The sequence below is a fragment of the Allobosea sp. Root381 genome (assembly GCF_001429395.1).
Taxonomy (GTDB): domain Bacteria; phylum Pseudomonadota; class Alphaproteobacteria; order Rhizobiales; family Beijerinckiaceae; genus Allobosea.
Window position 1 is genome coordinate 20369 of sequence record NZ_LMJT01000044.1, and the last position, 24914, is coordinate 45282.

Here is a 24914-nt window from a genome sequence, read left to right on the forward strand (position 1 = left end):
AAGAAACCAACGCAAATCAGCAATAGTACAACTTGTAGTTTCCGAAGATCTCGATCGAGTAGTCTCTGTCTTCCTGCTGCGCGACGAAGACATCGACATAGGTCCGCTCTTCGTTGTTGATCTTCTCGATGCGGAACCGGAAGGGGCGATCGTCGCCCGTCGCGCCATAGGTCTCGCCGAACGGATCGATCGCCGTGCCGCCGGCCGCTGCGTCGGCATGAATCTGATACTGCTTGACGATGATGCGATCGCCTTCCTGGAGATCGAGGATCTGATGGATCAGGTCGTTGTCGGCCCGCGCCGGCACGTCGAATTCGAACCTGTCGTCGCCCTCGCCTCCCGTCAGCGCCGTCGCCTCCGATCCGACGATGAAGTGATCGTTGCCCGAGCCGCCGATCAGCGCCTCGAAGTCGAGCACGGTGTCCTCGCCGATTTCGATGCCTATCGCCTTGGACTTCGTCAGGTCGACGGTGACGCTACAGTCCGTCCCCGACAGGTCGAGCGTGTCGTAGCCAACGCCGCCGTCGAAGCAGTCGTTAGCCCGGTCGAGCGAGCCGATCACGACATCGTCGCCGGCACCTCCCAGGACGGTATCACGCCCCTCGCCGCCATCGAGCGTATCGTCTCCTTCGCCGCCCCGCAGTGTGTCCTCACCGGCCGCGCCGAGCAGGACGTCGTCGCCCTCGCCCCCGATCAGGCAGTCGTCGCCGGCTTCGCCATTGACGACGTCGTCCCCCTCGCCGCCATCCAGCGTATCGTCGCCGTTTCCGCCAAGAAGGACATCGTCGCCTTCGCCAGCATCGACATCGTCGTCGCCATCACCGGCGACGACGATGTCGTCCCCCTCCCCCCCCATGACGACGTCGTCGCCTTCTCGGGCATTGATGACGTCGTCTCCATCTCCACCATCGATCTCATCATCACCGGTACCGCCATCGATGACGTCGTCGCCGGCACCACCCACCACCTCATCATCGCCGGCGCCGGCGAGCACGGTATCGTCGCCCGCGCCGCCATCGATCTCGTCGTCGCCATCGCCGCCGTCGAGAATATCGTTGCCGCAGCGGCCGATCAGAGTGTCGTCCCCGGTTCCGCCGGACAGCGTGTCGTCGCCGTCGCCGCCATCGAGACGGTCGTTGCCCGACTCGCCGAAGAGCGTATCGTTACCGTCCTCGCCGAACAGGATGTCGGCCCCGGCGCCGGCCTTCACCGTGTCGTCGCCGCCGCCCAGCCGCACGACGTCGCGCCCGGCACCGAGCTGCACATGGTCGGTGCCGCTGCCGCCGATCACCGTATTGTTGCCGTCGGCGGCGCTCACGCGGTTCTGGCCGGCCCCCGTGGCGATGATGTTGTCGCCCGAGCCGCCATCGACCGCATCGTCGCCGTCCCCGGCATCGATGATGTCGTTGCCCTCGCCGCCCCGGATCGTATCGTCGCCGGTGCCGCCAAAGATCGTGTCGTCGCCCGCCCCGCCGTCGAGCACGTCGTTACCGGCACCGCCATCGAGAACGTCGTTGCCGGCATCGCCGTAGAGCGTGTCGTCTCCCTCACCGCCGGAGAGCTGGTCGTTACCGTCCCCTCCCGAGAGCTCGTCGTTGCCGGCGCCCCCCACGAGCACGTCGTCCCCGCTTCCGCCGAGCAGAATGTCATGACCTGCGCCGCCGAAGAGCGAGTCCTGGCCGGCACCACCCCAAAGCTGGTCGTTGCCGTCGCCGCCGTCGAGAAAATCGTCTCCGTCCTCGCCGAACAGGCGGTCGTCGCCATCGTCGCCGTAGAGGCGGTCGTTGCCGATGCCGCCGAAGAGAATGTCGGCACCGGTGCCGCCACGGATAACGTCGTTGCCGGCGCCGCCATAGAGGGTGTCGTCACCGGCTCCGCCGTCGATCACGTCGTCGCCCGCCCCACCATGGACAGTATCCTTGCCGCCCCGTGCATCGACGATGTCGTTGCCGTCGCCGGCCTGGATCAGGTCGGCGCACTCGGAACCGGTCAGCACGTCGTCGCCGGCCGTACCGTTGATCTCCAGGACCTCGACCACGCGCAGCACAGCGACCTGCGAGACCGTCGCCACGCCGTCGGTCACGCCGTAGCTCACGAAGATGGGACCGTAATATCCCGCGGTCGGCCGGTACTGCCAGCCGCCTTCGGTCAGCTCGATCGTGCCCGACGAGACCTGCAGGTTGCGGACCGTCAGCGGATCGGCATCGGCGTCGGTTGCGCCCGCCAGCAGGCCGGCCATCGTCAGCAGCAGCGTCTGGCAGGCGCTGATATTGCCGAGCTGGACCGTTCCCGCCAGGCGCGGGGCGCGGTTGCGGGGATACGGTTCCTCCGGCTCGACCGGGCCTGGCCCGTCAGGGGGGTCAGGCTGTTCAGGAACGACGATCACGGGATTGAACGGCGCCACGACGACCGGCAACCGCGGCACGCCGCCCTCGATCACGCCAAAATGGAAGCCGCTCGATCCGACATGGCCGCTGAGGGTCCAGGAACCGTCGCTTGCCATATAGCCATTGTCGTTGCTGACGCGGCCCAGGCCGAACTCGATGTAGCCGCGAACGAAGGGCGGCAGGGGCAGCTGCTCATAGTCGATCGGCGGCGAGTCGATGCCGAGGAAGTCCGCCAGCCCCGGCATCGGCACGCCGGGGCCGCCCGTGCCGGGCTCCTGATCGTAGGCCGGCAGGTCCTTCTCGGCGAGCGAGCCGGTCTCGTCCGGATCGACTTCGGCCTCGCTTTGTGCCTCGCCCTCCGCCTTGGCTTCATCCGCGCCCTTGGGCGCGGCGCCGCGCTCGTCCTCCTGCGGCTCCGGTTCGGCCTGCGCCGAAGACAGCGAGCGTAGATAGCCGGCGATGGCAAGGACGATCACCGCGAGAGCGGCCGGCCAGCGCGACGGCGTGGGTTCTACCTGCGCCTTGCGATAGACCTCCTCCGCCGAGGGGTCGTGGTTCTGAGCGGGCTTGAGTGCCTTGACCTCGATCATGCCGTCACCCTCCTGAGCAGGCCGCCGGCCGCATCGAGTCCGCTGGCGGCGGGCAGGCGCGGATCGGCCGCGCCCTCGCCGGGCACAGGCTGCTTCTGGCCGGGGTTGAGGATCGTCTCCTTCGGCCCGAAGCCAGCGAGCTTGCCGGCCTGAATGACGGCGACGAGATCGACCGCGGCGAGTGCGCTCGGCCGGTGGGCGACGACGATGGCGATGCCGCCGCGCGCCCGGACGGCTTCGATCGCCCGGGTCAGGGCCGCCTCGCCCTCGCTGTCGAGATTGGCGTTGGGTTCGTCCAGCACAACCAGGAAGGGATTGCCGTAGAGCGCGCGGGCCAGCCCGATGCGCTGGCGCTGGCCGGCCGAAAGCGCGGTGCCCTGCGGGCCGAGCTGGGTCTGGTAACCGTCGGGCAGCTTCACGATCATGTCGTGGATGCCGGCCGCCGTCGCCGCGGCCACGATGGCCGCCGGGTCGAGGCTGGTCGCCAGCCGCGAGATGTTCTCGCCGATGCTGGCGTCGAGCAGGCTGACCTCCTGCGGCAGATAACCGAGATGGCGGCCGATCGCCTCCTCCGGCCATTGCTCGAGATGGGCGCCGTCGAGCCGCACCGAGCCGCGCAGGCACGGCCAGATGCCGGTGAGCGCGCGCACCAAGGTGGTCTTGCCGCCGCCGCTTGGACCGATGATCCCGAGCGCCTTTCCGGCTGCGATCTCGAAGCTGACCTCGCTCAGCAGGACCTGGCCGGAGCCAGGCGCCGCGACGGTAATGCGATCGACCTTCAGGGAGCGGTTCGGGGCGGGAAGCTCCATCGGCTCGACCGCCTTGCTGAGCGCCACCACGGTCTCGCGCAGCCGTCCGAAGGCGAGGCGCGCCGACACGAAGGAACGCCAGTTGCCGATCGCCTGGTCGACGGGGGCCAGCGCCCGCGCCGAGGCGACAGAGGCCGCGATGATCGCGCCGGCGGAAAGCTCGCCCTTGATGGTCAGGAAGGCGCCGAGACCCAGGATCGCCGATTGCAGGATCATGCGCAGCACACGCGCGACGGCCCCAAAAGTGCCGCTGAGATCGCTGGAGCGGGTCTGCAGTTCCAGGTGCTCGCGGTTCGACTGGTCGAAGCGCGCCACCGCGCGGCTGGAGAAGCCCATGGCCCGCACGACCTCCGCGTTGCGGGCATGGGAATCGGCCATCGCATTGCGGGTGATCGCGGCCTGCCGCGAGCTGGTGCTCAGGCTCCGCGCCAGGATCTCGCTGGCGATGGTGAGCAGCGTCAGCACCACCGCGCCGGCCAGCGTCAGCGCGCCAAGCCAGGGGTGCAGGAAATAGACGAAGGCCAGATAGAGCGGGATCCAGGGCAGGTCGAACAGGGCGCCCGGCCCCTGGCTGCCGAGAAAGCCGCGTACCGTATCGACGTCGCGGCCGCGCTCGAGCGCCTCCGTGCTGGAGAAGCCGAAGCGCGGCATGTCGATCGCGACGCGATGGGCCAGCGGCGCAATATCCTTGTCGAGCCGCGCGCCGACCCGGACCAGGACCTGCGAGCGGATGATGTCGAACCCGCCCTGGAACAGATAGAGGCCGATCGCGAGCACCGACAGCGCGGCGAGCGTCTGGACGCTGCCGCTCGTCAGCGCCCGGTCATAGACCTGCAGCATGTAGAACGAGCCGGTCAGCGCGAGGATGTTGATCAGGCCCGAGATCAGGAACAGGAACAGCGCGACCCTGCGGAAATCCTGGGTGAGAACGGCGCCGTCACGCTTGCGGGCTTCGGTCAGTCGAGCAGATGAGGCCATGGCGACACGCCTTGAAACTGACGTTGATTGGAAGTGGCGAAGATGGGCGGACCGTGAGGCCCGCCCATGGGGCTCCAGCTATGCTCAGAGCGTGAAGTTGGTGCCGGTCAGGTTGTGGCTACCCTTGAGCTCGATGCGGAAATCCTCCTCCGCGCTGCCCCCGACATTGCCCTTGACGATGGTGTAGTCGGCGCCGTCGCGCGTCTCGTAGGACACCATCAGCTGAGCCGAGGCGGTGAAGGCAGGGCCGGCCACCAGCGTGAAGCTCTGGTTACCCGCCACCGCCGCATCGGCATCGATGCCGGCGAGGTCGAGCCGGTCCCCGGCCTCGAAGTCGAGGATGGTGTCGCCATCCGCGCTCTCGATATCGGGGAAGCGGAAGATGTCCTCGCCGGCGCCGCCCTCCATCACGTTCACCGCACGGCTCGCGGTGATCACGTCGTCGCCGGAGCCGGTGGCGACATGCTCGATGCTCCACAGCGTGTCGTTTCCGCTCTGGCTGCTTACTGCGCTGCCACGCCCGAGGAGGCCGTTTCCGAGATCGACGGTGAGATTGGCGGTGATCGCCGAGAGGTCGAGCGTGTCGCCGCCTCCGCCGCCGCCGAGATCGTCACCGTGATAGGTGTCGTTCCCGTCTCCGACCTGGGCGATGAACAGGTCATGGCCCGCGCCGCCGAACACCGTGTCGTCGCCCGCCCCGGCATTGATGACGTCGTCGCCAGCCTCGCCGAAGATCCGATCGGCCCCGGCATCGCCGAACACCAGGTCATTGCCGCCACCGGCGAAGATATGGTCGCCGCCGTCACCGCCATTGACCACGTCGTGGCCCGCACCGGCATCGATGAAGTCGGCGCCGTCGCCGGCGGAGATCGCATCGTCGCCGCCATCGCCGATCAGGACGTCGTCACCGGCCAGCCCGATGATGTTGTCGTCACCGCTCGTGCCGAGCAGGACATCCGCAGAAGCCGTGCCGACGCGGAGGTTGCCGCTGCCCGAGGGTGTCGGAGCCGGCGTGCCGGTCTCGTCATCGTCGTCGTCGCAGCCGCAGGCATGATCGTCGTCGTCGTCGTCATGGCCGTGGTCATCGTCGTCATCATCGTCATCGCCGTGACCATGATCGTCGTCATCATCCTCGTCATCGTCGTCGTGACCATGGCCGTGATCGTCGTCATCGTCTTCGTCGTCGTCGCCATCGCCGATCTGCGGCGCGCCGTCGGGAGCCCTGAAGGTCACCGAATGCGTACCATTGGTCATGGTGGTCACGCCGTCATCGTCGGTGGTGCTCTGGTAGTCAGCGGCCGAGGCGCCGTCGGGCAGCTCGATCACGTCCTGCGGCCTCAGGGCACCGATGATGGTGTCGTTGCCGCCGTTCGAGCGGAAGACGATCCGGTGCGCGGAGTTCAGCGAGGAGATATCGACCGTGTCGTCGCCCGAGCCGCCATCGATCGTGATCGTGTTCGGCCGCAGGCTGGTCTGCGAGAAGTCGCCGATGATCTGGATCATGTCTCCGCCGGCCGCCCCGGTCCCGGAGGGGTCGATGCCGTTGATCCTGATCTCCTCGATCTCGGAGAGCTCGGCAATGATCGAAGCGTTGTTGGTGCCGTTCCGGGTGATGACGATCTCGCTGTTGGCGGCGAGGCCGGTCATGCCGGCGGCGACCGCCGCCGCCCTGGTGTAGATGCGGAACTCTTCCACCTCGCCATTGCCGTTGATCACGAAGGTGTCGCCGGCCGTCCCCTCCGTTCCGCCATTGACGCGGTCGCGGCCATCGGTCGGACCCGTCGCATTGGCGTTCCAGATGATCGTGTCGTCGCCGGCGTCGCCATTGACCACGTCGATTCCGCTGTTCGGCCCGAGCGACACGACCAGATTGTCGATGTGGAAGCTCTCGCCCGTCTCGAAGCCGCCCTGCGAGACGAAGCGGATGGCAGTATGCGCCGGGTTCAGCGCCTCCGAGAAATTGCTGGTGGCGGTGCCACCGAGCACCGTTCCCAAGGTCTGCCAGGTGTTGGTGGTGCCGAGGAGTGCCTGGACCGTCACCGTCTCGCCGGCATCCAGGCCGATGCTCTGATAGTCGAAGGTCAGCGTCGGGGCAGTCGCTCCGGTCAGGTTGATCGCACGCTCGATCCGGTCGTTGTTGTCGGTGCCGGCGGCGAAGGTCAGGCGGCCGCCGGTGATCAGAATGTCGCCGCTGGTGGCCGAGCCATTGTCGCCGGTCTCGGTCCAGTTGCCGGCGAAGTTCAGCGTTCCGATGTTGTTGTTGTACGCCGCAGTGGTGAATTCATCGACATAGGTGCCGTTGGCGATGCCGGCGCCGCCGCTCAGCGTGTCGTTGCCGTCGCCGCCATTCAGCGTATCGGCCCCCTCGCCGCCATTGACGATGTCGTTCCCGCCCAGCGCATTGACGGTGTCGTTGCCGCCGAGCGCGTTGATCGTCTCGGCATTCCCCGTCCCGGAGATCGTCTGGGCCGCGTTGGTGCCGTTGATCGTGACCGCAGGAGCGCCGGCCGCGAGCAGGAAGTCGGCGGCCGTCACGTTCTGGCTGGCCACGCCGTTCAGCGTGATCGTGCCGATCACCGCCAGGCTGGCATCGCGAACGGTGACCAGCGTATTGTTGCCTGCCGCCGAAATCGTCACCCGCGTCGCGAAATTGTCCGCGGTGATGCCGAGCGCGCTGAGGTCGATTTGGTCCTGGCCGCCGGTGGCATTGGCGTCAAAGCCGTTGATGGCGTCGTTGCCGAAATTCGCCGCCGTGTAGCGGACGATGTCGTTGCCGTCATTGGTGATGCCGCCGATGGTGGCGAGGTGGATCGTGTCGTTGCCCTCGCCACCGATCAGGATGTCGGTATCATTGCCGGCGCCGCCATGCAGCGTGTCGTTGCCGATGCCGCCATCGATCAGGTCGGCCCCGTCACCGCCGTTGATCGTGTCGTTGCCGCCGGCGCCGAAGAGCTGGTTGGCCGCCGCATTGCCGGTGATGAGGTTGTCGCCCCCGTTGCCGGTGCCGGTGACGGCGGTGCCGGTCAAAGCGAGGTTCTCGAGCTCGGCGCCGAGCGTGTAGCTGGCGGCGGACTCCACGGTGTCGGTGCCGCCGCCGGCAGCCTCGACGATGATGTCGCCGGCAGTGACGACATAGGTGTCGTTGCCGCCGAGCCCGCTCAGCGTATCGACGCCGGCGCCGCCCACGATCCGGTTGGCGAGTTCGTTGCCGGTACCGGCGAAGGTGCCCGCCCCGGTATAGGTCAGGTTCTCGAGCTCGGCACCGAGCGTATAGGCCGCCAGCGTCGTCTGCACCGTGTCGGTGCCGCCGCCGGCCGCTTCCACGACCACGTCGCCGGCATCGTCGACGGTGTAGGTGTCGTTGCCGGCGCCGCCGACCATCAGGTCCGCACCGAGGCCGCCATCGAGCGTGTCGGTACCGTCATGGCCGAAGAGCAGGTCGTCCCCGGTATTGCCGATCAGCGTGTTGTTGCCGGTCGAGCCCGCCAGCAGCGTGTTGATGCCGACAGCCGCTTCCCGCGTATTGCCGCCATCGGTGCTGAGCGCATAGTCGTCGGCGAAGGCGTATCCCTGATAGGTGGCATTATCCAGGTTGATCGCCTCGACCGCCTCGTTGCCGTTGGAGAAGTGGTCGGTCACCGTGACCTGCTGCCCGTTGAGCTGCAGCACGAGGTCACCGCCACCGTTCTCGAAGGCGTTGAGGCTCGTCAGGGCCTGCGCGGTGACGACGATCCGGTCGGTGCCGCTGGACTCCTGGATGACGGCGTTGCCATCGCCGATCGCGACGGAATAGGTGTCGTTGCCGTTGCCGCCGTTGAGCTGGTCGGTGCCGGCATTCATGCCGGGGATCGTGGCCTCGACCGAGAGATTGTCGATAGTCACGACATCGTTGGCCTCGTTAAGCGCGCTGACGACGAAACGGATCACCCCGTTGGCCCCGAGCGTACCCGCAAGCTGATGCGTGTAGATCTGGTTGGCTGTAGCGCCGGTGATGGTGTTGAGCAGGACGAAATCGGCCCCGTTCGCCGCGAAGAAGACCTGCACCGACTCGCCGGCCTCGAGGCTGACGGAACCGGCCGAGTAGCTCAGGGTCGCAGCGGTCGCTCCCGTGAGATTGACCACCCGCTGGATCTGCGCGCCGTTGAAGGCAGCGCCATTGCCGCCCACGAACTGCAGCGCATTGTTGTTGTTCGCATCGATGCGGATCTGCCCGGCGTTGACGCCGCCGCTGTCGTTGCTTTCGATCCAGTCCGGCCCCCAATCGGCCGTGCCTGTCGAGTTTCCGCTCGAGGCGGTGTCGAAATTGTCGGCATAGGTCACGCCCTCCTCGCCCTTCCCGCCGGCGAGATAGTCGTTGCCCTCGCCGCCGTTGAGGATGTCGGCGCCCTCGCCGCCCAGCAGGAAGTCGTTGCCGCCGGCCCCGTTAAGCGTGTCGTTGCCGCGATAGCCGGCGATCAGGTCGGCCCCGACGGTCCCGTTGATCGTCTCCGATGCAGCGGTCCCCTCGATGACGTTCAGGATGGTACCCGGCCCGTTGTTACCGCGGTCGGCGAAGTGCAGTTTCTCGATGTTGCGGATCATGTCCGTGCCATCGGAGACGATGTTCGTCCCGACCGGCCGGTTGGCCTCGTCGAAGCCGGTATGCGAGACGAGGATCGAGTCCTCGCCCGAGGCGAAAGAGTAGGCGTCGAGCGCGTCCCAGTAGACCGCCGTGTCGGTGTCACCGTCGCCGTCGTCGGTCAGGACCTCACGGACGATGTTGAGCTGCAGCGGCACGATGACCCGCGCGATCATCAGTTCGGAGAGCGTCTTGCCGACCCAGGTCGTCGGAATTCCGGTTCCGGCCTGGAAGGTGTGCTTCAGGCTGTCGATCGTGGCGATCTCGGTCTGCGAGCCAACCGCGCGGATGCTGATCCGCACGTTCAGCCAGGCATCGCCGTCGATGATGTCGTTGCCGCCGCGGCCCTCGATGGTGTCGTTGCCGGCACCGCCAAGCAGGATGTTGCCGTCCCGGAAGGCGACGCCGCCCTCGAAAGCGCCGGCGGTGGTCGGCCGGGCAAGTTCGGCGAGCAGGGCGCGCAGGCCGTTGATGCGGTCGACGCCGCCATGAGTCAGTTCATGGCCGGCCATGGTGTTCTCGGCGCCTGCAAGCGCCGGATTGGCCTCGACCTCCGCAGCGGTGACGTCGCCGCGATTGTCGCCGGAGAGCTTGTCGTTCTTGTCCCAGCCGGAGAGCGCCTCCACCGCGTCGAAGCGATCCCGCAGGATGTCCTGCGCGTCGGTGGTGAAGATCGGCGTCAGCAGGTCGGAATCCGCTGCCTCGGCATTGCCCTTGTGGATCGCCCAGTCGAAGCCGAGCATGCCCTCGTTGCGCATGACGCTTTCGCCCTGGACCATGATGTCGTCGCCGGATTCGGCGTCGAAATCATGCTCCTCGGAGCCGGCGAACATCACGTCGTGGCCAAGGATCGTCGAGTTGAAGAACAGCTCCGAATTGTCGCCGGCCGTGGTGTCGAAGCCGCCCCCGCCTTCGATCCAGTCGTCGCCCTCGTTGCCCATCAGCATGTCGACGCCGTCGCCGCCGAGGATGAAGTCGTTGCCCGCGCCGCCGAACACCTCGGTGTCGTCGACGCCGACGAAGATCACGTCCTGGCCGTCGCCGCCCATCAGGATGTCGAGGCCGTTCGAGTTCGCGATGACGTCGTTGCCCTCCTCGCCCTTGAGGAAGTCGCCGGTGTCGCCGGAGTCGGTGATGATGTCGTCGCCGGCACCGCCATTGACGAGATCGACGCCGGCGCCCGACTCGATGCGGTCATTGCCGGCATCGCCCCAGATCGCGTCGTCACCGAAATCGGTGATGATCGTGTCGTCGCCGTTCGTGCCGCCGACCACCACATGCTCGCCGCCGAAGGTGCGGAAATAGTTGGCGTCCGCGCCGGGCGTATTCGGATCGTCGCGGATCACCTTGCCGAGGCCGAGCGCCTCCAGCACCGGGTCGTTGCCGATGGGATCGACGCCCGGCGTTGTGCTACCGTTGTAGTCGGCCTGCTTGGTCCGATCGACTTCGAAGACGAAGTCGTAATTGGCGAAGGCATCGACGCCGATATGGCGCGATATGATATCGTCCGCCGTGCCCCGGATGCCATCAGGCCCGGGCTGGGTGATGTCGGTATTGGCCATGATCAGCTTCGAGAAGGAGTTCTGCTCCAACTCGTTGAGCGCGTTCAGGCCCTGGGTGCGGGTCAGGTAGTAGAAGCGGTCGCCATCCTGCAGGTTCTCGAGCTGCGCCTCGAACACGGCATTGAAGGTCGAGCCGAGGAAGCCGCCGAACGGCATCTTCTTTTCGGCCAGACCGCCGATCCAGAGGTCGATGTTGTTGAGGCCCGTTTCGGTGCTGCCGTTGGTGTCGGTCCAGCCATTGCTGTTCAGATAGGCGACGCGATCGGTCGGAGGCGCGAAGGTGCGGGCCACGCCGTCGATGGTGACGGTCACCGTCTGGTTGAGGACGAGCGCGGTCGCGGCGGCCCGCTTGCCGGCGATCGTCGTTTCGGCCTCGATCGAATTGTGCGTGCCGTAGGCGGCGATGAAGTTCACCACCGACATCGGGTTCTTCAGGTTCGCCGCGAACTCCGTCCAGCTCTCATAGGGTTTGAGGAAGGTCGAGCTCGTCGCGGCATAGAGCTGCGCGCGCGCCTCGTTGAGAGACGGCATGCCGGTGTCGCGGCCACGGGCGATGTTGATCGCCGCGAGGTCGAGCGGAATGCCCAGCAGATTGTTGCGCAGAGCGCCGGTGACGAATTCGTCGATCTCGTTGCCGCGCTCGACCGTCATGCCGCGGACGATGGCGCCGGCGGCCTGTTCGGCGGTCAGCGTGCCGTTCTGGTCGAAGGCGAGCGGGTTGAGGAAGGTCGCGATCAGACCCTGATCGTCGGTGCTCGTGATGTTGCCGTTCGTGTCGAGGAAGACACGCGGCATCGAGTCCGTCAGCATCGAATGGCCGAAGCGGTACACGACATTGGCGAACTCGGCGAAGATCGACGGATCGATGTCGGTGACCGAGTTGAACACGAAGGGATCGATCGCCGGCTGGATCTTGCGGGCGAACTCCTCGAAGACAAGATGCTGGTACTGCATCTCGGTGGCGAAGCGGCCGGCCTGGAAGAGACGCTCGCCGTCCCAGTTCAGCGTGGCGGCATAGGCGGTCTGCTGCAGAGCCGTCATACCCGCGAACGCCGGGTTGATGGCGGTGAGGTCGGTGCTCAGCCACTCGTTGATGAAGGCGAGGTCGCCGCTGCGCAGGATCGTCAGCTTTTGGGCTTCGACCTGGCGATTATGCTCCGAGTGGAAGATGTGGTGGACCGCGGTGAGGCCGATATTCTCGTTGCCGCGCCCGTCGCCGGTGATGAAATGCGCGTCGAGCAGTTCGTTGTCGTAGAAGCCCGGCCCCGACAGGCCGACGGCGCTGTCCGGGTCCGCCGCCAGGACCTGCCCGCGGCTGTTGACCTGCTGTGCGGCGTTGGCGATGTCGTCGAGGAAGGCATTGGCCGTGCGCACGGCCGAGACCGTCTCGCCGGCCTCGATGACGTTGCCGCCCATCAGCACGGTACCGACCGGCAACTGGATCGCCGAGGGCTTGATCGGGCTGGTCAGGCTGCCTTCGATATAGATCGGCGTGCCGTCGGCGGCGACGCCGGCCAGGATCTGGGGCAGGCCGTTCGGCCCGCGGATGAACTCACCATAGGGATCGGTGCGCAGCACCGGCACATGGCCGACATCGGCATCCGTCAGTTCGATGCCGAGCACGTTCTTGGCCTGTGCCTTGACGTCGGCCCAGGTCGGCAGGCCGTTCTTCTGGCCAGCGGGACCGGTGCCGTCGAGCAGCGAACCGGTCGCGACCGGCCGGCCGGTGACCGGGTCGGCCTTGTATTCGCGCAGGAAGACCTGATGCGAGGCGTTCGAGGTATAGGTCTGGTTCTGGTCGACCCAGGAGGTGGTGACGTTCTGCTGCGTCAGCGTGCCGTCCGGCTGCAGGAACTCCGTCGAGCGGGTCAGCGCCATGAAGCGCAGCTGCGCCGGCAGGTCGTCCGCAGTGCCGAAGACGCCGTCGGCGCCCTTCACCAGCGGGTCATCGTTGTTCAGCGGCATGTAGATCGTGCCGTTGCCGCCCTTGGTGATCAGGTCGAGGCCGTGATCGAAGAACTGGCCGAAGAAGGTCATCCAGGAGTTGAAGGGCGCCGACAGCCCTTCATCCGGCGCAACGTTCGGAATCAGCAGCGAGCCGCGCGAGTCGAACTGCAGCCCGAGTTCCTCCGCCTTGGCCATGAAGGCTCCGGCCGGAGAAGCAACCAGCGCCTCGGCCGCGGTCAGGGCCGTTTCGGCCGTGGTGACGTCCTCGGCTGCATCCTGGATGCCGTTGATCGTCGTGGCGGACGGTGCCGTGTTATAGGCATCAATCGCGTCGGCCAGGGCCTGTTCGGCCGTGGCCAGGGCCGTCTGGGCGGCGGTGACGGCTGCGGTCGCCTCTGCGGGCGTGATGCGCAGGGCCAGCAGCGCGGCCAGATCAGCCTGCGGATTCTCGGACCCGGCATAGGTCAGTGCCGCGATGAGCGCCGCCGGATTGCTGGCGCTCATGTCGACGATCAGGTTGGAGATCAGGCGTGGGTCGCGATCGGCGACGTTGCCCTGGCCGCCGTAATTATCGGTCAGCGTCACCGGTTCTCCCGGCCCCATCGGCCCGTCGAAGTCGACGGTCCAGCTGTCGTTGCCTTCGTTGATGAAGCCGCCCTCGAACATCCGCGGCATCGGCTGGCCCGAAGCGCCCCAGAACTCGCGGCCTGGCACCAGGTTGTTGTAGCTGCCGTCGACCGTGCGGATACCGAAGGGCGTCTTCGGATCGGGAATGGCGCGAGCCCAGCTCTGATCGCCGATAAAGACGCCAGCGTTATACTGCGTCGGGTCGGTGATGATTTCTCCTGCCGGGTTGACGCGAATTTCGGTCAGCAAGGCACCATTGGCATGTGCTTCGCCGATCTTGATCTGCTTCAGGACGAACTCGAGATCATGCTGTACCAATTTGAACATAGATATTCTCCATGAAGCAGAACATGTCTTAGCGTTCACGAAATCTTCATTTCGTGCGGCAAGATCAGATGATGGCTAGGTATTTCCTGGTAGCCCCGCGCATTTTCGTTAGATACCGCTGCGTCGCGGCGCGAGCGGAGCTTTGCCCCTGCCGACCGGACGGCTACGGTAACGATTTGTTAATCAGCAGAGTGCGCTGCCGATGAAAGAGCCGGTAGATGGAAAGGTCCCCCGAACATCTGGGCCGGAAGCCGGTGCCTCGCCCGAGACTTTCGGCGAGGGGGGATACCGACCAAAGTCGACTGCGTGGCTCAAGCGGCTCGCAGCGCGCTGGACCAGGCTGAGCCTGGAGCGCCGTTTCCTGGTCGCGGCGGCGCTGTCGGTTGGCCTGTCGATGCTGACCTTGGGGTACTGGATCGAGAAGCAGGTCCGTCAAGGCTGGCTCCAGGGCATGGCCGAGACCGGCGCCGTCTATCTCGAGGCGATCCTCGCGCCCCATCTGGAAGGCCTCGTCACCTCGGCCGGGCTGTCGGAACGCCAGCGCACCGCCATCGCGGCCCTCATCGCCGACACGCGCCTGGGCAGCCGGGTCGCCATGATCAAGATCTGGAGCACGGATGGCGACCTGCTCTTCAGCACCGGAGCCTCCAAGAACACCGAGAAGCTGTCGTCCGCCTTGCTGCAGAGCGTGAAGAGCGGGCAGGTCGCCGTCGATGTCGAATTCGACGACAAGGGGCAACACAGCCCCGTACCCACGACCCTGCTTGAGATCTACGCGCCGATGTACAAGCTGGGAACACGCGAAGTCATCGCCATCGGCGAATTCTACGAATTCAGCCGCGCCCTCGAAACCGAGATCCGGCGGATAAAATACGGGACCTGGTTCCTGATCATCAACGTCGCGCTGATCATCAGCCTGCTGCTCTTCGTCACGGTGAAGCGCGCGAGCCGCATCATCACGGCCCAGCAAAGCCTGCTCGAGAGCAATCTGGCGCGCGCCGCCGCATTGGCGAAACGCAACAATTCTCTCCGCCGCGCAGCCGACAGGGCTCGCCTGAAAGCGGCGGTGCTCAATGAGAACCACCTCGCCCATATCGGCGCCGACCTCCATGACGGGCCGATCCAGATGCTCAGCCTTCTCATGCTGAAGCTGCCGGATGTGCCGGTATCGGCAGACGGCCGCACCGCCAGCGAACGACGCGAACTGGAAAAACTGATCCAGATGACGCTCAGCGACCTGCGCAACCTTTCAACCGGGCTCGTCCTGCCTGAGCTCAAGGACGTCTCGTTCGAGGAAACCATCCGGCTCGTGACCACGCGCCACCAGCAGCAGACTGCGACATCGGTCCGCCTCGACCTTGGTGCGCTGCCGCACGATGTCTCCGACGCAGTCAAGGTTTGCGCCTACCGGATCATTCAGGAAGCGCTGACCAACGCCTACAAGCATGCCGGCGGCGCGGGTCAGATGGTGCGGGTCAGGGTCGTCAACGGCATGGCGACGATCTCGATCAGCAACGGCGGCGGGCCCCCGCGGCCCCGCTCGACGATTGCGCAGACCCCCTCACTGGGCCTGCGGGGGATGGAGGCGCGCGTGCAGGCGCTGCGCGGCACCCTGTCGATCATTCGCGACCAGGCTGGCGGGACGGAAGTCGTCGCCCAGATTCCGATCCAGCCTCAGACGGAATCCGGCAGGCCCGCCCAATCCGCCGACGGCCCCTTGGACGGCACGACCTGAAGCTTCTGCGCCGCGATGACGACCTCGAGCCGGTTGCGGGCATGCAGCTTTGTCATCAGGTTGGTCATGTAGCTCTTCACCGTCTTCTCGCTGAGAGCGAGTTCGCGGGCGATCTCGCGGTTCTGCTTGCCGCAGAGCAACAGGCGGACGATCTGCTCCTCGCGGACGCTCAATCGCGCAGCCTCGGCATTGCGCTTCTCGAGAGCCTTGCCCTGCAGCGCCGAGATCACCTTCGCCGCAAAAGACGGCGTGATGTAGATTTCGCCGCGCCCTGTCGCCTCGATCGCCTCGGTGAGGTCGGCGGCGGAGCTTCCCTTCAGCACATAGGCGCCGGCGCCGGCATCGAGCGCGCGGATGGCGTGTTCCGTGCTGGTCGATGCGGTGAAGACGATGATGCGCACGCGCGGCACGGCCGCGCGCAGGTCCCTGATCGCTTGGAACGTGTCTCCCGGCATATTCAGGTCGACGACCATGGCATCGAGATTATGACCCGTCGCGAGAGCCAGGATATCGGCTGCGCAACTACCGGTTCCAACGACGGTCAGACCGGGCCTGCGTGCGAGAACCGCCGCTACCCCCTCCATCAGTAGCGGATGGTCGTCGACAATCGCGATTGCGGTGTGGGCCATCAACTCACTCCCTTGGTCTTCTGTCGCACGTCTCTGCCGCACCTTACGCTTGCCTAGTTAGGAAGCGCTGTAAACAAGATAGTGAACTCTGTATTAAGATGGCCATGCGACGCGGTAATGGCGGCTTACGGCACGGCGCGATGGCGGGACACTGCGTCATTGCGAGAGTTTGGCGCACGCCGTGTCACTGATATTGCGGTCATGTCTGCCGCGTCCGGCGAACTCAATAACTTAATCCGTCAATGCAAGTCTTGGCACAGAAACGGAATTAGACTGTCTCGATCCGGTCTCTTCCGAGCGAATGGCCTTCGAGCTGAGAAATGAAATCCATGTGGTAACGGCACGAAGCCCCTGCTTCAGGCCATTTGGATCGAGCATCTTTTGACTGTGCGAACCGGCCAGACGAAAGATATCGAACCTCGGGTCAAGGCAGAAGCAGCGCCCTCACCTCTCGCCAGCTATCCGCGTCGGGCGTACACAAAAACCCGGTGGCGGGCCTACCGGCGCGATAGAAGCTGCCGTCGAGCAGCCGCGCATGGCCGCCGGCCTCGCTGTAGAGCAGCGCGCCGGGCGCATGGTCCCAGGGGTTCAGCGCGCCGTAGAGCAGGAAATCGCAACGCCCCGCCGCCGCGAGGCGATATTCCTGCCCGCAGCAGCGCAGCGACGCGACCTGGGCGAAGGACGGAAAGCGGCTTGGCAGGGCCTGGCGCTGAGGCTCGGGGAAATACTGCCAGCTCGCCATGCCGCTCATCCGGGCCGGCGCCGGCGCCGTTCCCACGCGCAGCTCCCGCGTCCTGCCGCCACCTCCGGCGAGCCAGGCGCCCTCCCCGCGCAGTGCCAGCGCGCTGTCGCCGAGGACCGGATCGTGGATCACGGCCGCCACGGTCTCGCCCCTGACCACGGCAGCCGCCATCACCGCGAACAGCGGCAGGTCGGAGGCATAGTTCAGCGTCCCGTCGATCGGGTCGATCACGAAGGCGAGTTCGGCCTCCGCCAATCTGTCGAGCAGCGCCGGATCGCGCGTCGCCGCTTCCTCTCCGACGAGGGCGGCGCCGGGGAAGGCGCGCGCGAGCTCGGCGCAGATGAAGCGCTCCGCCGCCTCGTCTGCCTCCGTCACGAGATCCCCGGGAGAGGCCTTCTCGCGGACATCGCCTCTCGCGAGCTTGCGGAAGCGCGGCATGATCTCCCGCCGCGCCGCCTCGACGAGGATGCCGGCCAGCCTGTCGTGGTCATGACGAGAGAAGATCATCGTCCGGCCGCCACGGCCGGATCAGCCGGCATCGAACGCGACCAGGATGGGCTGATGGTCAGAGGCGCGGGTATCGACATCGCAAACGATGCTGCGGGCACGGGCCGCGAGATCGGGCGTCGCCAGCACATAGTCGAGACAGCCCGGCGGGCCATAGGTCTGGTCGACGATGAAGGCGGTGGGCGGTGGCGGCGCCTCGCCCATCAGCGCCGGCCAGAGATCGACCAGCGGCGGCGTCCCGTCGTCAAACGGCGCCTTGAGCCGCGCCAGTGACGGATCGTCCGGCCGCATGTTGAAATCGCCGGTCAGCACCGCGCTCGCCGTGCTGGGCGTAGGCGCATAGGTGTGCGGCCCGGCGGCGCGCGGCATGCGGGCGCGCGCCGCCGCCATGCGATGCGCCTCGCGGATGCCCTCGACCTGCGCCGCGCGCAGTACGGGCGAGGAGTACTCCAGATGCGTCGTCATCACCCGCACCGGGCCGAACGGTGCCGAAACGACCGCCTCGACCAGCACCCTCGGCATGTTGCGCGTCGAGGCCGCCTCCCAGGGCAGGAGGTGACGCAGCGCCTGCGCGACCGGATAGCGGCTCAGGATCAGGTTGCCGAAGCGCTTGCGCCCGCCTTGGCCATCATCGACATCGACGCCGATCCCCTCGATCGCGGCGAAGCCCGGCAGCAGCTCGGAAAAGAGCGCGAACTGGTCGGTCGCGTCGTTGCCGTCGAGGTCGGCGAAGTTCGAGGCGACCTCCTGCAGGCAGAGTACGTCGAAATCCGCCATCGCGCGGGCGTGGGCGATGATACGGCGCGGATCGACGATGTCGTCCGTCCCGCGCGCCCACTGGATGTTCCAGGTTATCAGCTTCATCGGCGCAACCGCCCGACCTTATTTGATGCCCGCGCGCATGAAGCTCTGCACGAACTGGCGCTGGAACAGCAGGAAGCCGACGAGCAGCGGCGCCGAGGTCATCAGCGTCGCCGCGCAGATCACCGCCCAGTCGATGCCCTGGTCGCTCGAGGAGAACACCTGCAGGCCGACCGTCAGCGGCCGCGACTCAACCGAGTTCGTCACGAGCAACGGCCAGAGGAAGTTGTTCCAGTGATAGCTCACCGAGACCAGCCCGTAGGCGATGTAGGTCGGCTTCGCGAGCGGGACATAGACCCTCATCAGCACCTGCAGCGGGCTCGCGCCCTCGACGCGGGCGGCGTCGTCGAGCTCCTTCGGCACGGTCTTGAAGGTCTGCCGCAGCAGGAAGATGCCGAAGGCCGAGGCGATATAGGGCAGCGCGATCGCAGGGATCGTGTCGATCAGCCCGACCTTTGCGAGCGTCCGGTAGTTTTCGACGATCAGCGCGTCGGGCATGATCATCAGCTGCGCCAGGATCAGCGCGAAGGCGATATCGCGACCCCAGAAATCCTGCCGCGCCAGCGCATAGGCGGCGAGCGTGCCCAGCACGAGCTGGAAGGCGAGGATCATCGTGACGAGAATGAAGGTGTTGAGGAAATAGCGCGCAAAGGGCGCCGCCGCCCAGGCGCGCGTGAAGTTGTCCAGCGTCAGCGGCGCGGTCAGGTCGAAGCGCGTCGTGTATTCCGCCGGATGGATCGCGGCCCAGACCGCATAGGCGAGCGGCAGCACCCAGAGAACGGCGAGCAGGATCGCGCCGATCGACTCCAGCGTCAGCGACAGGCCTTTCGGAGCGTAAGGGTCGGCGCGGTGCGAGGACACGACCGGCTGCGCTGCGGGGGCGCTCATCGATAATGCGTCCTGCGCTCGAGGAAGCCGTATTGGAGGAAGGCAACGAGGGCCAGCAGCACCAGCAGGACGCAGGTCAGCGTCGCGGCATAGGCCGTGTCCCAGAAGCTGAAGCCGACCTGGTAGATGTAGTAGAGCAGGAGCGTCGTCGCATTATCGGGTCCGCCGCGCGTCATGACGAAGATGTGGTCGATCATGCGGAAGGCGTTGATCACCGCGTTGATCAGCACGAACAGCGTCGTCGGCATCAGCAGCGGGAACTGGATGCGCCGAAAATAGGTCCAGCGCGACGCGCCCTCGATCGACGCCGCTTCGCCGAGGCTCGGCGGCAGGGCCTGCAGCGCGGCGAGATAGAAGATCATGAAGAACCCGGCCTCCTTCCACACCGCCACGACCGTGATGGCGTAGAGCGCCGTGTCCTGCGAGCCGAGCCAGTTGGTGCTGCGCCCGCCGAAAAAGCCGACGATCTGCTCCAGCAGCCCATATTGCGGGGTGAAGAAGAACAGCCAGATATTGGCCACCGCGATCATCGGCAGGATGGTCGGCGTGAAGAACGCCATCCGGACCCAGGTCCGCCCGACGATTTTGTCGTTGACCCAGACCGCCATCAGCAGCGCGAGCGCGATAGACGCCGGGATCGTGCCGATCGCGAACCAGAGGTTGTTCGACATCGCCTTCCAGAAGATCGGGTCGGCGAGGAGCTGATGGTAGTTGTCGAGGCCGATGAAGCGCGCCGGGCGGCGCGCCCTCGGTGTCGAGTAGAAGCTGTCGATGAAGCTCGCGACCGCCGGCCAATGCGTGAAGATCGCAAGGCAGGCCATGGCCGGCAGCAAAAGCAGCCAGCCATGGACAGTGGCGGTCGCGCGGTTGTTCATCCCCGGGCCTGTCCGGCGCTCAGCGATAGGGCTTCAGGATGCGCTCGGCCTCGGCCTGCGCGTCCTCCATCGCCTTCTGCGCCGGCTTCGTGCCGGTCAGCGCGGCCTGCAGCCCGTCGTTCAGCGCCTTGGTGACGCGCTGGTTCTCATGGGTCGAGAGCTCGGCCACAGCGAATTCGAGCTGGTCGCGCGCGACCGCCGCCGGCGGGAACTCGACGACGTATTTCTTCATCGCCTCGGTCTCGTAGGCCGCCTTGCTGACGCCGACATAGCCGGTGTCGATCGACCACTGGGCCGCGCGCTCGGGCTGGGTGATCCACTTGATGAACTGGAACGCCGCCTGTTGCTGGGCCGGGGTGGCTTTCTTCGAGATGTAGAAATTGCCGCCGCCGGTCGGCGATCCCCGGCGCTTGTGAGCCGGCAGCATGCCGACGCCGAACGGGAATTTCGCATTGGCGCGGATATTGGTGAGGTTGCCGGTGGTCGTCCAGATCATCGCGACCTTGCGCTCGAAGAAGTCGCGCGGCGTGGTGCCCCATTCGACGATGCCGGGCGGATGGACCTTGTGCTTCTGCGACAGGTCGATCCAGTACTGCAGCGCCTCGACCACGCCGGGCTTGTCGTAATAGGTCGTGTCGCCGGCGGGATTCATCAGGATCGCGTCGGCCTCGGTCGTCAGCGCCTGGAACAGCCAGTAGGGGAAGCCCGAGGACGGGATCTGCGTGCCCCACTGCGTGACGTTGCCGGAGGCGTCGCGCTTCGTCAGCTTCTGCGCGAATTCGAGGTGCTCGGCCCAGGTCTGCGGCGGCTTCTCGGGGTCGAGGCCGGCCTCCTTGAACAGTTCCTTGTTCCAGTAGAGCACGATGGTCGAGCGCTGGAACGGGATGCCCCAGGTCTTGCCGCCGGTCTGGCTGTTCTCCATGAAGCCGGGATAGAAGCCGGCGAGCCACTTCTTGTCGTCTTCGGTCTTGATGAAGTCGTCGAAGGGCACGATCGCCTCTTCGTCGATCAGCGTGAACATGTCGGTCGAGAGCAGCACCGAGGTGACCGGGGGCGTACCGCTCTTATGCGCGGTCAGCGCCTTGACGATCGTCTCCTGATAGGTGCCCGCATAGATCGGGTTCACCTTGATCGAAGGGTTGGCCTTCTGGAAGTCGGCGGCATAGGTGTCGATCAGCTTGGTGATCGGCCCGCCAACGGCGACCGGATAGAAGAACGAAAGTTCCGTGGCCTGCTGCGCCGAAACGACGCCCGGCATCGCGAGGGACCCGGCGAGCGCCGCGGCGCCGCCCATGAATTCACGCCTGTCCATACTGCTGTTCCTTCCCCTGAGAGGTGGCTACGCGTCCGACCCTTGTGACGGGCCTTAACCCCGAACCACTTTGCGCTCGGACGCCTGGTCGAACCAGTGCAGTGCCGATTGTGACAGTGTGATGTAGACCTTTTCGCCGGGCCTCGTCCGCACCTTGCCAGGCCGCCGGACGATGAAGCCATGGCCGCCCACCCGCGTCTCGATCAGCGTGTCGGCGCCGAGATATTCGACTGCCACGACATCGGCCGCGATGCCGATCTCGCTGAGTTCCGTCATCTCCGGACGGATGCCGACGGCAAGCCCCGCCGGGTCATGCCCCGAAGGCTGCGTCAGTTGCGAAGCGCCGCCAGCGGCGAGAACGGCCGGCAGCGGCACGACGTTCATCGGCGGCGTGCCGACGAAGCGCGCGACGAAGATGCTCGCCGGGTTCTCGTAGAGCTCGTCCGGCGGCGCATCCTGCTCGATATGGCCGTTGCGCATCAGCACGACCTGGTCCGCCATCGTCATGGCCTCGACCTGGTCATGGGTGACGTAGATCATCGTGATGCCGAGGCGCTGCTGCAGCTCGCGCAGTTCCCGGCGCATCTCGACGCGCAGCTGGGCATCGAGGTTGGAAAGCGGCTCGTCCATCAGGCAGACCGGGGCTTCGGCCACGATCGCACGCCCCAGCGCGACACGCTGCTGCTGCCCGCCGGAGAGCTGCGAGGGTTTGCGGTCCAGCAGCCCCTTCAGCCCCAGTATCTCGGCTGCGCGCGTCACGCGTTGGTCGCGCTCGGCCCGCGGCACCTTCCGCACCTGCAGGCCGAACGAGATGTTCTCGGCGACGGAGAGATGCGGGAACAGCGCATAGTTCTGGAAGACCATGGCGATGCCGCGCTTGGACGGCTCGGCATGGGTCACGTCGCGCCCGCCGATGGTGATCGTACCGCTGCTGGTCTCCTCCAGCCCGGCGATCAGCCGCAGCGTCGTCGACTTGCCGCAACCGGACGGGCCGAGCAGCGCGACGAACTTGCCACCCTCCACGGAAAAGCTGACCTTGTCCACAGCCGCAGCCGCGCCCCAGCTCTTCGTAACGGAACTCAGCTCGACAGAGACCATTCGCTATCCGGCTTGCTGCACCAAATGCCATGCTGAGCCGGCATATGATTTTCCTCTCGTGCCGGGACCATGACGCCAAAACGCACCGGCGCACAAGGCCCGCCGGAGGCGCCGAAAGCCGCATGCACGCCGATCTTGCCCTGGGGCAGCTGCTAGAGCTGTGATTCGATCGGGAGCAGCCCGATCGCCGCAGCGGCCAGGCGGCGGCCGATGCTGGCCGAAGGCTCGGCCAGGACTGCGATTCGCGCGGCCTCGGCTCCCCCGGTCCAGGAGAGACGGCCTTTGGTGAGGGTCACGCAGAACGCATGCTGCGCGGCAGTCTGCTCGTCGATGATGCCGTTCACCTCGGCGACGAGCTCCGGCTGGACGAACAGAACGCCCATCTCGGTGTTCAGGGAGGCCGAGCGCGGATCGAAATTGAAGGATCCGACGAAGCCGGTCCGGCCATCGACGGTGAACGCCTTGGTGTGCAGGCTCGCCCCCTTGGAGCCGAACAGCGACGGCCTCTCGCGCGTGATGTTCGGCCGCAACTCGAAAAGCTCGACGCCTTCCCGCAGCAGCGGCTTGCGATAGGAGGAATAGGCGCCATGGACCGCCACGACGTCCGTGGCGGCGAGCGAGTTCGTCAGAACGCGGACCGAGGTCCCGCCAGCCGTGAGCCGACCGAGCGCCTGCACGCCCTTCTTCCCGGGAATGAAATAGGGCGAGACGAGCCTGAGTTCCTCGCGGGCTTCCCTGATCGCCCGGTAGATCCGCGGCACCAGCCAGCTGCGCTGGCCAACCGCCAGGGCCTTCTCCGGCGGATCCGAGATGACCTCGACCTCTTCCGCCCAATGCAAGTCCCCGGCGATCCGGCTGATACCATCAGCCGCGGCAATCCCGCTCAGACGCTGCAGATAGGGCTCGGCATCTGGCGGGCGGCGCCTCGACGCCTTGCGCTGGATCGGCAGGTTGCGCGCAAGCGGGCGGCTGAGCGCGCCGATCGGGATGGCGACCGGGCTGTTCCAGAAGTCGTCGAAGATGGACTGCACATCGGGCAGGCTCTCGCCGACGAACAGAACGTCCATGTCATGGAAATTGGTGGCCCGCGCCGCATCGAAATAGGCGTCGCCGATGTTGCGTCCGCCGACGATCGCCACCCGGCCATCCGCGATCCAGGCCTTGTTGTGCATGCGCCGCGTCGTCTTGAAGGCGCGAAAGGCGAGTTCGAGCCCGCGCCGGATGCCATTGGCCCGGTTGCGGCTGGGGTTGAACAGGCGGGTCTCGATGTTGGCGTGGCCGTCCAGCGCGAGATAGCGCGAATCGTTGCCGCGGGTGTTGATGTCGTCGATCAGCAGGCGGACGCGGACGCCGCGATCGGCGGCGGCGACGATCTCCTGCGTCAGCAGGTCGCCCGTCAGGTCCCAGAGCCAGTAATAATACTGCAGGTCGAGGCTTCGTTCGGCCGAGCGCGCCAGCTGAACGCGCAGCTCGAAGGCCTGGAGATTGTCGGCCAGCAGCTGCAGCCCGGTCTCGCCTCGCCGATCGCCCAGCAGCGCCACGACCTCGCGGTCCAGCAGCGTGTCGCCGTCCGCGACCGGCAGCGCGGTCGACTTCTCCCCCAGGGCCCGGCGCGCGTAGCTTCCGTAGGATGTCAGGCCGGTCAGGCCGGCGATCGCGATCGCAGCCGCACAGACGACGAGGATTTCGAACAAAGGCATGCCCAACCGCCGGATACTCCGTCCGCATCAACCCGCCACCGGCACATTCGTTCGGCGCCGACGACACTCTTCCACAGCGCAGACCGCTTCACGATGACATGGCCTGCGGATTCGCACCGAACGCGCCCGCGTGCTGCGGATGGAACAGCCGCCATGGCGGCTCGTTGATGCCTCCAAGGCAAGCCCTGGCAACCGTGCGGTCGCCGGCTTTCCGGTGCATTGGGGGGCTGGATGAACTTCGATTTCTGGAACGAGCTTGATTTGATCCTGCGCCTGCTCGCGGGAACGGCGGTGGGCGTGATCGTGGGTTGGGAACGCACCATCAAGCAGAGCATGGCCGGCATCCGCACCTTCGGCCTCGTCGGCCTGGGCACGGCGACCGCCGCCGCCGTCTTCGCCGGCCCCGATCAGGTCGATGCGTCGAGCCGCGTGATCCAGGGCGTCCTGACGGGAATCGGCTTTCTCGGCGCCGGCGTCATCTCGCTGGCGAAGGAAGAGGGCACACCGCGCGGCCTCACCACGGCGGCAGCGATCTGGGTGACCGCCGCCCTCGGCTGCGCCGCCGGCCTCGGCGACTGGCCGATCATGCTGACCGCGACCGCCATGGCGGTGCTGCTGCTGGCGATCAACCACTCCGTCGAGCGCTGGGCCGGCAGGCCGAAGGACACCGACGACAATGCCGGGCGCCCGCTCGACCGCTAGGTTTCCGTCAGGTCGCGAAC

13 protein-coding genes are annotated in these 24914 nt (G+C 66.4%); 2 read left to right on the forward strand and 11 right to left on the reverse strand.

All coding sequences use genetic code 11. The annotated features are described in order from the left end of the window. Positions 1-16: 16 nt before the first annotated feature. From ASE63_RS28855 to ASE63_RS28680, 3 genes are all read right to left on the reverse strand, one after another. Complete coding sequence (locus ASE63_RS28855) at positions 17-2977, reverse strand: cadherin-like domain-containing protein (protein WP_056808200.1); 2961 nt, start codon at positions 2975-2977, stop codon at positions 17-19. Next, positions 2974-4764, reverse strand: a complete 1791-nt coding sequence (locus tag ASE63_RS25065) for a type I secretion system permease/ATPase (RefSeq protein WP_082610289.1) — start codon at positions 4762-4764, stop codon at positions 2974-2976. Before ASE63_RS25065 ends, ASE63_RS28855 begins: the two co-directional genes overlap by 4 nt. An 84-nt stretch (positions 4765-4848) precedes the next feature. Next, positions 4849-13845 carry a peroxidase family protein gene (locus ASE63_RS28680; RefSeq protein WP_056808202.1) on the reverse strand — a complete coding sequence of 2999 codons (8997 nt, stop codon included), beginning with the start codon at positions 13843-13845 and terminating at the stop codon, positions 4849-4851. A 202-nt stretch (positions 13846-14047) separates the two neighbouring features. On the opposite strand from ASE63_RS28680, the gene ASE63_RS25075 reads away from it, so the two are divergent. Then, complete coding sequence (locus ASE63_RS25075; protein ID WP_156410602.1) at positions 14048-15580, forward strand: ATP-binding protein; 1533 nt, start codon at positions 14048-14050, stop codon at positions 15578-15580. Here the strand turns inward: ASE63_RS25075 and ASE63_RS25080 are convergent. The 8 genes from ASE63_RS25080 to ASE63_RS25115 all read right to left on the reverse strand — a co-directional run bounded on the left by ASE63_RS25080 (position 15520) and on the right by ASE63_RS25115 (position 24192). Continuing rightward, on the reverse strand, positions 15520-16209 hold the full coding sequence (locus ASE63_RS25080; protein ID WP_056808207.1) for a response regulator transcription factor: 690 nt from the start codon (positions 16207-16209) through the stop codon (positions 15520-15522). The genes ASE63_RS25075 and ASE63_RS25080 overlap by 61 nt on opposite strands. A 424-nt stretch (positions 16210-16633) precedes the next feature. Beyond that, entirely contained in the window at positions 16634-17458 is an 825-nt protein-coding gene (locus ASE63_RS25085) for an inositol monophosphatase family protein (RefSeq protein WP_056808209.1), read from the reverse strand. A 21-nt stretch (positions 17459-17479) separates the two neighbouring features. After that, the gene (locus ASE63_RS25090) at positions 17480-18322 is read right to left on the reverse strand and encodes an endonuclease/exonuclease/phosphatase family protein (protein ID WP_056808211.1); all 843 of its coding nucleotides are present in this window, start codon (positions 18320-18322) and stop codon (positions 17480-17482) included. Between the two features lie 18 nt (positions 18323-18340). Continuing rightward, a complete protein-coding gene (locus ASE63_RS25095; protein WP_056808214.1) occupies positions 18341-19207 on the reverse strand; it encodes a carbohydrate ABC transporter permease in 867 nt (288 codons plus the stop codon). Next, positions 19204-20082 (reverse strand): sugar ABC transporter permease, encoded by an 879-nt coding sequence (locus ASE63_RS25100; RefSeq protein ID WP_056808215.1) that lies wholly within the window; start codon positions 20080-20082, stop codon positions 19204-19206. Before ASE63_RS25100 ends, ASE63_RS25095 begins: the two co-directional genes overlap by 4 nt. A gap of 19 nt (positions 20083-20101) precedes the next feature. Beyond that, the gene (locus ASE63_RS25105; RefSeq protein ID WP_056808217.1) at positions 20102-21394 is read right to left on the reverse strand and encodes an ABC transporter substrate-binding protein; all 1293 of its coding nucleotides are present in this window, start codon (positions 21392-21394) and stop codon (positions 20102-20104) included. Between the two features lie 54 nt (positions 21395-21448). Next, on the reverse strand, positions 21449-22492 hold the full coding sequence (locus ASE63_RS25110) for an ABC transporter ATP-binding protein (protein WP_056808220.1): 1044 nt from the start codon (positions 22490-22492) through the stop codon (positions 21449-21451). Between the two features lie 152 nt (positions 22493-22644). Next, on the reverse strand, positions 22645-24192 hold the full coding sequence (locus tag ASE63_RS25115; RefSeq protein WP_056808222.1) for a phospholipase D family protein: 1548 nt from the start codon (positions 24190-24192) through the stop codon (positions 22645-22647). 231 nt (positions 24193-24423) lie between these two features. Between ASE63_RS25115 and ASE63_RS25120 the strand changes: the two genes are divergently transcribed. Then, the gene (locus ASE63_RS25120; protein ID WP_056808225.1) at positions 24424-24894 is read left to right on the forward strand and encodes an MgtC/SapB family protein; all 471 of its coding nucleotides are present in this window, start codon (positions 24424-24426) and stop codon (positions 24892-24894) included. The last annotated feature ends 20 nt before the right edge of the window (positions 24895-24914 follow it).